This is a genomic window from Acinetobacter sp. BSP-28 (genome assembly GCF_044130285.1).
GTDB lineage: Bacteria > Pseudomonadota > Gammaproteobacteria > Pseudomonadales > Moraxellaceae > Acinetobacter.
The window spans coordinates 1-10065 of the sequence record NZ_JBIQOB010000039.1; the positions used below are offsets into that span (position 1 = coordinate 1).

At 41.0% G+C, this 10065-nt stretch carries 11 protein-coding genes; 9 read left to right on the forward strand and 2 right to left on the reverse strand.

The window, feature by feature from the left end:
* Window positions 1-41: 41 nt before the first annotated feature.
* Together ACE01R_RS16975 and ACE01R_RS16980 are read right to left on the reverse strand one after the other, a co-directional pair.
* Complete coding sequence (locus ACE01R_RS16975; protein ID WP_395552676.1) at window positions 42-395, reverse strand: hypothetical protein; 354 nt, start codon at window positions 393-395, stop codon at window positions 42-44.
* Window positions 396-579: 184 nt separating this feature from the next.
* Window positions 580-1620: an AraC family transcriptional regulator gene (locus ACE01R_RS16980; RefSeq protein ID WP_395552677.1), complete on the reverse strand. Its 1041-nt coding sequence runs from the start codon at window positions 1618-1620 to the stop codon at window positions 580-582.
* Between the two features lie 156 nt (window positions 1621-1776).
* On the opposite strand from ACE01R_RS16980, the gene ACE01R_RS16985 reads away from it, so the two are divergent.
* The 9 genes from ACE01R_RS16985 to ACE01R_RS17025 all read left to right on the forward strand — a co-directional run bounded on the left by ACE01R_RS16985 (window position 1777) and on the right by ACE01R_RS17025 (window position 9695).
* Window positions 1777-2547 carry a 3-hydroxyacyl-CoA dehydrogenase gene (locus ACE01R_RS16985; protein WP_395552678.1) on the forward strand — a complete coding sequence of 257 codons (771 nt, stop codon included), beginning with the start codon at window positions 1777-1779 and terminating at the stop codon, window positions 2545-2547.
* 278 nt (window positions 2548-2825) lie between these two features.
* Entirely contained in the window at window positions 2826-3962 is a 1137-nt protein-coding gene (locus ACE01R_RS16990; RefSeq protein WP_395552679.1) for an acyl-CoA dehydrogenase family protein, read from the forward strand.
* 224 nt (window positions 3963-4186) lie between these two features.
* On the forward strand, window positions 4187-5833 hold the full coding sequence (locus ACE01R_RS16995) for an AMP-binding protein (protein ID WP_395552680.1): 1647 nt from the start codon (window positions 4187-4189) through the stop codon (window positions 5831-5833).
* 157 nt (window positions 5834-5990) lie between these two features.
* Window positions 5991-6164 (forward strand): hypothetical protein, encoded by a 174-nt coding sequence (locus tag ACE01R_RS17000; RefSeq protein ID WP_174560525.1) that lies wholly within the window; start codon window positions 5991-5993, stop codon window positions 6162-6164.
* Between the two features lie 9 nt (window positions 6165-6173).
* Window positions 6174-6599, forward strand: a complete 426-nt coding sequence (locus ACE01R_RS17005) for a DUF4236 domain-containing protein (RefSeq protein ID WP_395552681.1) — start codon at window positions 6174-6176, stop codon at window positions 6597-6599.
* A gap of 89 nt (window positions 6600-6688) precedes the next feature.
* Window positions 6689-7444, forward strand: coding sequence for a HesA/MoeB/ThiF family protein (locus tag ACE01R_RS17010; protein WP_395552685.1), 756 nt, complete (start codon window positions 6689-6691; stop codon window positions 7442-7444).
* Between the two features lie 58 nt (window positions 7445-7502).
* Window positions 7503-8801 (forward strand): ABC1 kinase family protein, encoded by a 1299-nt coding sequence (locus ACE01R_RS17015; RefSeq protein WP_395552682.1) that lies wholly within the window; start codon window positions 7503-7505, stop codon window positions 8799-8801.
* 119 nt (window positions 8802-8920) lie between these two features.
* The gene (gene folB / locus ACE01R_RS17020; protein ID WP_395552683.1) at window positions 8921-9301 is read left to right on the forward strand and encodes a dihydroneopterin aldolase; all 381 of its coding nucleotides are present in this window, start codon (window positions 8921-8923) and stop codon (window positions 9299-9301) included.
* Window positions 9258-9695, forward strand: a complete 438-nt coding sequence (locus tag ACE01R_RS17025; RefSeq protein WP_395552684.1) for a 2-amino-4-hydroxy-6-hydroxymethyldihydropteridine diphosphokinase — start codon at window positions 9258-9260, stop codon at window positions 9693-9695. Before folB ends, ACE01R_RS17025 begins: the two co-directional genes overlap by 44 nt.
* Window positions 9696-10065: the final 370 nt, after the last annotated feature.

A 10065-nucleotide genomic window follows, 5' to 3' on the forward strand; every position in this document is an offset into this window, starting at 1 on the left:
CGCGACTCGATTGAGTCGCTTTTTTTGATTTGTTTTAAGACTTATACCGGGAAATCTTGTAAGCAATCAGATATTTCCAATTGAGTCAGCACATCGGTTTCAAGTGCTAAACAAAGCGCCACAATTTTTGCTGTATCTGCAAGATATTGATCATCTTTTAATGCTGTACCTGACTGCAACGCGGCAATGCGTTCAGCACTAATATCTAGTGCTTGAGCAGATTCAATGGCATCTGCACGATTGAAGAAATTGGCCATCACATTTTGAAGTGCTGAATCAGAAGTATTTAAAATACCTTGATTGAATAACTCATCAAATTGACCGGTGTGAGAATGGAGAGAATGAGTAAAATTTTGCACCAAGCTTTGCTCTAGTACATCAATCATCTTAAGCATGTCAGAACCTTTAATATAAGGTGATTTAACAGGGGAGATTACAGCAGAGATGGCATAAAGATATGCCTTTAAATTGGTTGAAAAATAACCTAATTTGGAACTTTATGCAAACTTCTTTCGATGAATAGCAGAGCCAATTTTTTAAGTGAATGAAAATTCAAAAGAAATATTAAAGACTCGCGGGTCACTTATGAAAGGATGCTTCATCTTCATTATGTTGGCGGTAAGCCCCTGGACTGACTCCTGTCCATTTTTTGAAAGCACGGTGAAAAGCACTTGGATCGTGAAAGCTGAGTTCATCACTAATTTGTTGTAGGGTTTTATCTGTTTTAGTCAGAAATTCAATGGCGGTATCCCGTCGGATATCATTTTTGAGTTGCTGATAGCTGACACCTTCACTTTTTAAACGTCTTTGCATCGTGGCATCCGACATATTTAAGCGCTGGGCAATTTCATTCAGTTCTAACCATTCAGCAGGTGGAACATTCAGTAAATGTTTACGGATTTGCGAGCTAATCGCATGGGGGTTTTTAAAGCGAATCAGCAGGTTATGCGGTGTCTGTTTAATAAACTGGTGCCACGAGTGTTTGTCCTGTTTGATTTGTATATTTAAATAATTGGCATCGAACTGGATGTAGTTTTCATGGCTATTGTATTGGATATTTTCACAAAACCGGACTTTATAGTCTTGGTCATCCAGTGGAGCATCACATTTGAGCTGAATCTGATTCAGTAAAACTCGTTGTCCAGTTAACCAGCACATCAAAGCATGAATCAGCATTAAATAGGTGGCATAGCTGAACATTCTTTTGGGTTGTTTCTGTTCATAAATCACAATATAGGCATAGTTTTCCTGCACGAATAATTGGCTGATAAAATCATCCAGCACCAAATTTAAAAACTGCAAAATTTGCTGCAGTGCCTTTTCCAGTGTTTCCGCATGCATGACCGATTGGGATAACAGTTTGAAACTGCCGCGCCGCATGGGATGGCTGTCCATACCAAAAAACTCGTCGTTCATAACATCGGCCAGCTCAGTCCAAAGCTGCGCGTATTGTGAAACAGATACGCGGGCCTTACTGGAGTGCAGCAGCTCAACAGGAATGCCGGATTTGAGCAAGATATTTTGAGTGTTCAAGCCCTGATGTTGGGCAGATAAAAGTGCTTCATGCACCAGACTGATCGAGATCGTGCCTTTACTGTAATTTAGGTCTTGTTTATTCATGTACAGATATCCGTATTCCGTATTTTTGCTGCCATGATCTGGATTGTCCAAATCCATCATAGAGGATGCAATGTTTGGAAATTGTACTCTAGCTGAACTGCATTTACTCTGCATCTTAAGTCGAGTGTTTATTCAAAGAATTAACAGGAATAGAAGATGAAAATTCAAGGAAAAGTATTTGTCGTGACAGGCGGTGCATCTGGTTTGGGTGCAGCTACAGCCACTTATTTAGTGGGTCAAGGTGCTCAGGTGATTATGGTGGATATGAACCAGGAGCTTGGTCTGGAAATGCAGCAGCGTTTGGGTGAGCATTCAGTCTTTGTCAAACTGGATGTGACCGATGAGCATGCAGTCAAAGTTTTCTTTGAAAATATTGAACAGCAGTATGGCCAGTTAAATGGTCTGGTGAACTGTGCCGGGATTGCACCATCTGCCAAAGTACTGGGCCGTGATGGCATTCATGATCTGGGCATGTTCCAGAAAGTATTGAATATTAATGTCAGTGGCACTTTTAACATGATTCGTTTTGCAGCAAGTTTGATGGCGAAATATCAATTGCAGCCAGGTGAAGAAGAACGTGGGGTGATTGTTAATACCGCTTCGGTGGCTGCATTCGAGGGACAACTCGGGCAAGCGGCTTATGCTGCTTCTAAAGGTGCGGTGGTGTCCATGACTTTACCTCTGGCACGTGAGCTGGCGCGTGAGGCGATTCGTGTGATGTCCATTGCGCCAGGCATTATGGAAACACCAATGCTGAAAGCCATGCCGCAAAATGTGCAGGAGGCTTTGGGTCAAATGGTGCCGTTTCCATCGCGTTTGGCCAAGCCGGAAGAGTTTGCACATCTAGTCGGACATATTTTTGAAAATACCTATTTGAATGGTGAAGTGATTCGTTTAGATGGTGCGATTCGTATGCAGCCTAAGTAATTATTGATAATTGCAGCGGCATGACGGAGTCTTTTCAATATGTAATAAAACTCTGTTTAACCTTCGGTTCGACCTACTTTTCTTTCGGGAAAAGTAGGCAAAACCATCCCCATTCGCAAAACCTGTTTAATCAAAATTACAGTCCTCTGTCTCTCGGAAACATTATCTTTTAGATGTATTTCAGGTTGCGAATGGGATTGTCGTGTATCAAATATTTCTTAAATTTTTATAAATAAAGAATTTTAAAAACTGAATGTGAAACATGAGAGGGAAGCTCAATGATTTTAAATGACGAACAAAAGATGGTTCAGGACATGTTGCGGAATTATTCGCAAAACAAGTTAAAACCTACTGCCGCAGAACGTGATAAAACTGCTCAATTTCCCGCACAAGAACTGAAAGAACTCGGTGAGCTGGGTGCTTTGGGCATGACCGTATCCGAGCAATGGGGCGGTGCGGGTTTGGACTATGTTTCGCTGGTACTTGCCTTGGAGGAAATTGCCGCAGGTGATGGCGCGATTTCAACCATTGTCAGTGTGCAAAATTCTTTGCCTTGTGGCATTACCCAGCGTTACGGTACGGAAGTACAGAAACAGAAATATCTCACTAAACTTGCGACTGGTGAATGGCTTGGATGTTTCTGTCTTACCGAACCGCAAGCCGGTTCAGATGCCGGTGCACTGGAATGCAAAGCAGAACGTGATGGAGATGAATGGGTATTGAATGGTACCAAACAGTTCATTACCACAGGCAAACATGCCCAAGTGGCGATTGTCTTTGCTGTGACCGATAAAGCCGCCGGGAAAAAAGGTATTTCCTGTTTCCTCGTTCCAACAGACACGGAAGGCTATATTGTTTCGCGTCTGGAAGAAAAAATGGGACAGCATTGTTCCGACACAGCAACTATCATTTTTGAAAATTGCCGTATTCCTGCCGAAAATTTATTGGGTAAAGAAGGTGAAGGTTACAAAATTGCTCTATCTAACCTGGAATCCGGACGAATCGGGATTGCAGCGCAATCAGTCGGGATGGCACGGGCTGCACTCGATGCCGCTGTGGAATATGCCAATGAGCGTAAAGCATTTGGAGTAGAGATTGTACAGCATCAGGCGGTTGCATTTCGTCTGGCAGATATGGCCACGCAGATTGAAGCGGCACGACAACTGATTTTCCATGCGGCAACCTTAAAAGATGCAGGGCTACCATGTTTGAAGGAAGCCTCTATGGCCAAGCTGTTTGCATCCACCATTGCGGAGCGAGTGTGCTCCGATGCCATTCAGATTCACGGCGGTTATGGCTATGTATCAGATTTTCCAGTAGAGCGTATTTACCGTGATGTACGGGTCAGCCAGATTTATGAAGGAGCTTCGGATATCCAGCGTCTGGTTATTGCACGTGAGGTCACTAAAAGCTAAAGCGGCTAAATTTTAGACTTTAGTCGGTGTTCAAATCCTGCACATTTTCTGATGGATAAGGAAATTGCAGGAGCTGGGAAATCATGGTTATCTAGATAAATAGTGAAGTAAAAAACTTAAAAATGCTGAATCAGGTTTGGCATTTTTAGAGTCAGAACAATAAGCAAAATGGATCAGCAAAGCAGGAGCTTTGTTTATAAAATAACGGATGAGAGGTTGTCGTCATGAAGACACTACAACAGGCATATCAAGAGTTTAATTTTGATGATTTTCTTGCAGAGCAACTGGTCGGTACGGCTGAGTCAGTCAATGCCTATGTTGAATGCTGTGATCGTTATCTCGGTTTAAATAAAACAGCCTTAATCTGGGAAGGCAAAAATGGCGAATCTGCCGAATGGACATTTGAACAGTTGGCAGAAGCTTCAGGAAAACTGGCAAATTATTTTAGCTCAATTGGCTTAAAAGCAGGTGATTGCATTGCCGGTTTATTGCCACGTACGCCTGAATTGCTGATTACCATTTTGGCCACCTGGCGTATGGGCGCAATTTACCAACCATTGTTTACTGCATTTGAATCCAAAGCCATTGAGCATCGGATTAATACTGCCAAAACCCAATTGATTGTCACCAATGCAGAACAACGCTCAAAACTGAACGGTGTCACTGTCCCGCATATTCTTACAGTACATCCACAAGATGTTTCAAGTCATGCAGATGCCGATTTCTGGACAGAACTGGCTGGGCAATTAGAATCTTTTGAACCAGTAATGCTGACTTTTGCAGATGATTTCCTGATGATGTTTACTTCTGGAACCACAGGTTTGGCAAAATCGGTGCAGGTTCCTTTAAAAGCACTGCTGGCATTTAAAGGCTATATGATCCACGCGGTGGATTTGCGTGAAGAAGACTCTTTCTGGAATCTGGCCGATCCGGGTTGGGCTTATGGTTTGTATTATGGTATTACCGGACCTTTAAGCTTGGGGCATAGCATTATTATGGATGAACGTGCCTTTAGTGTAGATAACGCCGTGCAGATCATAAAGAAATATAAAGTCAGTAATTTGACCGGTTCACCAACGGCATTTCGGATGTTTTTTGGATTCAAGGAAAAATTTGATCCATCCATTAAAGAACATTTACGTGCCGTCAGTAGTGCCGGCGAGCCATTAACCCCAGAAGTGATTCACTGGTTTAATCATGATTTGAATGTCAATATTTATGATCAGTATGGCCAGACTGAACTGGGGATGGTGATTGCCAATCATCATGCTTTGGAACATGAAAAGAAAGTCGGTTCAGCAGGTTTTGCCAACCCGGGTCATCGTTTTGTGGTCCTGAATCAAAACCATGAAGAAGTGGAAAGAGGCGGAATCGGCACTTTGGCTATTGATTTTTCGCAATCACCTTTAACCTGGTTTAAAGGTTATGGCGGCAATAACCTTAAATCATTCGTTGGGCATTATTATTTAACCGGCGATACGGTGAAATTAAATGAACTGGGTGGGGTGGATTTCATCGGGCGTGCTGACGATGTCATTACAACGTCAGGCTATCGTGTGGGTCCTTTCGATGTAGAAAGTACTTTACTGGAATGTGCTGAGGTTTTGGAATCTGCAGTCATTGGCAAGCCAGATCCGGAAAGAACCGAGGTGGTAAAAGCTTTCGTAGTGCTTAAACCACAATTTGCGGCTTCGGATGCGTTAAGCCATAAACTTCAAGAATATGTCCGTTCACGTTTGTCTAAACATGCCTATCCTAAAGAAATCGAATTTGTGGAAGGCTTACCTAAAACCACAAGTGGTAAAATTCAACGCAATTTACTCAAGCAACAGGAAATTGCCAACATGCAGGGAATTCAAAAAGTCAGTTAAACCCTTTTTAGTTTTTTTAAGTTTCATGCTCTTGCACCCGAAAGGGTGCTTTTTTTACTTGAATTATTTACAGCACTGCTTGAAATAATATAAAAGTAATGGAGAGATAACTTTTTATTTTTTAAATTAGTATGTTAAGTATTTTAGGGGATAAAAGATGAATAAAATATTGTATTTAAGTCTTTTAGCTTTATGTATCAGTACATCTGTAGAAGCAGGAAAAGGACGTCAACCTTGTTCAGGTAAAAAAGGTGGTATTAGTCACTGTCAGGGCACAAAATTTATTTGTCATGATGGATCAATGAGTGGTTCTAAGAAAACTTGTAGATAAGAGTATTTTATGGGATTTAATTTTCGTAAGAGTTTTAAAATTGCTCCAGGTGTTCGTTTAAATGTAGGAAAGAAAGGGATAAGTAGTGTTTCTGTTGGTGGAAAAGGTGCACGAGTAAGTGTTGGAAAGAAAGGCACAAGAACTACAGTTGGTATACCGGGTACAGGACTTTCTTATAGTTCTCATCAATCATTTAAAAGCAATAAGCAGCAAAAACTAAGAGAACAGCCTCCAACATTATTCAATAGTGATATGCCACCTCCATTAAGCAGCAAATATCGGGAGGGTGATCGTGAGGTTTCAATTTTACTTGGATTGGGAATCTTTTTTCTTCCTTATATATTTTCTTGGTTTACCTTGAGACAAGGATATACAACACTCTCTAGAGTCTTAAGCTTTGGATGGATGATTTTACTTATTTTAATGATGAAGTAATGAAGTCTTCTACACTATAATCTTTCCTGTTTTTATGACTTATTTCAAGTTTTGATAGGATAGATAAACACGTGACCAACCCACTCGACATGGATCTAGAGTTAAGCGATGAAGAAATGCATCTTTACAGCCGGCAAATTCTGCTGGATGGCTGGGACATTGAAGCCCAGGAAAAACTGAAACTGGCCAATGTCTTAATTGTCGGTTGTGGTGGAATTGGCTGTACCACAGCTGAACTGCTCGCTCGGGCAGGTGTAGGAAAAATCACCTTAATTGATGCTGATACCATTGAAATGAGTAATCTGCAACGGCAAATAGCCTATGTAGAAGAAAATATTGGATTTTATAAATCTGAAATACTGGCCAAGCGATTACAGCAGATTAATCCGCATATCCGTATTGAATCTCAAACTGTAAAATTAGATGAAAGCAATGCAGAAGCATTAATTTCAGTGCAGGATCTAGTCTTAGATGGCTGTGATAATTTCACTACACGTTATCTCGTCAACCAAAGTTGCAAGCAATTCAATGTACCTTTAATCAGTGCTTCAGCGATTGGTTTTCAGGGACAGCTGTTTATGGTAGAAGGCGAATCGGCCTGTTATGAATGTCTGTTTCCCAAAGAACAGCATGCCAATGAAAACCTGCGCTGTGCAGATTCAGGCGTATTGGCTACGACCCCGAATGTTATGGCGAGTTTGCAGGCACATCATGCTTTACTCTACTTGGGGCTGGGCAAAACACCATTGAAACAAAAACTGATGCTCTGGGATGGATTAAGCATGAAACAACGTCTACTTGCTTTCGAAAAAGATACAGATTGTCCAATCTGTCAGGCAAGATAGACCTGCAAGCCCATATTTTTTTGCTACACTCGCTATAATTTAATTCTAAGCTGACATTATGAAAAACAATATCTGGTTAGATGGCCTGCGTTCAGTTGCCCGTGTCGGGGAAACGGCTGTCATTGCAGCAAAAGCCGGCTTTAAATACGCCACTGAAAAACCAAGTAACGCAAAACTGATGCGTGAAACTTTTGAATCCTTAGGTTCAACCTATATCAAGCTTGGACAGTTTATTGCCAGCACACCCTCATTATTTCCACGTGAATATGTGGAAGAATTTCAGGGCTGTCTAGATCAAACCCCATCTTTGCCCTTTAGTTATGTACAAGGGGTTTTGGCATCAGAATTTGCTGGGCGTGATCTTTCAGAAATCTTTGCTTCAATTGATGAAAAGCCTTTAGCCTCAGCCTCTATTGCACAGGTTCATGCAGCCAAACTGGTGAGCGGTGAAGATGTCGTGATTAAAGTGCAAAAACCGGGTGTGGAAACCATTCTGTATACCGACTTGAATGTCTTGCACTGGGCCACCAAGCTTTTGGAAAAAGCCGTACCAAAAGTGAAATTTGCATCACTTGCTGACATAGTCGATGAAATTAAAACCCGTATGGTACGTGAAGTCGATTTTATTGAAGAAGCACAAAATCTGGATGATTTTGTCAATTATCTAAATGTGACTCAAAACTCAAGAGCCACAGCACCAAAAGTTTATCATCAATATTCAACCCGCCGTGTACTGACCATGCAGCGCTTGTATGGTGTGCCTTTGACTGATTTTGATATAGTCAAAAAAGTATCTAAAGATCCATCACAAGTGCTGATTACTGCCATGAATACCTGGTTCGGTAGCTTGATGATGTGTAACAGTTTCCATGCCGATTTGCATGCCGGAAACCTGATGTTGCTTGAAGATGGTCGAGTCGGTTTCATCGATTTTGGTATTGTGGGTCAGCTAAAACCTGAAGTCTGGACAGCCTGTATCGCCTTTATGGATGCACTGCAAAAAACCGATTACAGCTTGATGGCAGAAAACATGCTGAAAATGGGCATGACGGACAAGAAGATTGATACTCAAGTTCTGGCGGCAGACTTAGAGCGTCTGTTCAGTGGTGTCCTTTTGGCTGATCCTCAAGAATTACTGACTTCCAATCCGGCAGATTTAAACGACATCATGATGGATATGGTGGGAGTAGGTGAACGTCATGGTATTCGCTTCCCACGCGATTTTGCCTTGCTGTTTAAGCAAATGCTTTATTTCGATCGCTTTATGCGCATCCTCGCACCATATACCGATATTTATGCAGACCAAAGACTGCAAATGGTGCAAACTCTTGATCCAAATGTATTGTTAAAACATTAAATTTGAATATTAATAAATCCCCCTGAATCCCCCTTTTTCAAAGAGGGGCTTCAAAGCTCCTCCCTTTTTTAAAGGGAGGTTGGGAGGGATTAAAGAATCTAAGTCTGTTAGGGGCAAACATGGACGCAATCATCATTGAAGGTTTAAAGGTTGAAACGGTAGTAGGATGTTTCAATTGGGAGCGTCAAATCATGCAGCCTTTAATGCTGGATATGATCATCCAGACCAGTCTGGAACAAGCCTCTAATTCCGACAAACTGGAACATACTCTAAATTACGCTGAAATTTGTGAGATTTCTGCCAAAGTCATTCAGGATGCCAAGCCCGAATTGATTGAACATGCAGCAAAACTTGTGCTAAATGCGCTTTTTACTACCTTTCCTGCGGTAGAATCGATTATGATTACTATCCGTAAGCCTGCCATTATCGCGCAAGCAAATTCTGTAGGAATTCGTCTTGAACGCCACCGAAACGATATTCGCCTTAGCTCTGGCGAGTAATTGTCATCCCCAACAGCATTTTCAAAACGCTATGAAACAAATCTCCGGTTTGGGAGAGGTTCAATTTTCTCAAATTTATGTGATTCCATGTCGTGATGCTGTGGGGGCGGATTATTGGAATGCTGCCTGTTTGTTAAAAGCAGCGATGTCGGTTGATGATGTCATTACCTTACTAAAAAAAATGGAAACAGATTCGGGTCGGATGCGTCCTTCGCATCAAATTTCCTTGGATGTCGACTTAATTGCCTGGGGACAGGATTTACAGCACATGCAGTTTAATCCTAAAAAGTTGCCATTGGCTTTAGATGTCAAAATACCGATGCTGGATATTTGGCAAAGTTCTGAGTTTCAGCACGAAAATCATCAATTTCCAGTGGTCAATTGGATGAAATAAATTTCATTCAGTTGATCCGATATTGGTGTTTTATTAAATAGCCTAAGCAAAATTAACCTAATCATTTCTTTTGTTTAATCAAGCAATAAACATTGGACAAGAGGTGAGTGTTGATAAAGTTTGACTTACTAAAATTGTAAATAATAATTAAATCTTAGCGTGGAACGTGATAAATCATCAAAAAAGTCCAATCGGTGAAGATTAGGCTTTTAATAAGATTTAAATTAATAATTTATAAAAATAAATTTTAGTGTTATTCACCAATTAAAATGTCTATGCGATAAACCATTTAAAATGTCCTGCTTTTAACTGCAAGAGTCAAGAACAGGATTTAAATTTCTTTGTTCAATGATTGCTTTCTGAGCTTTAC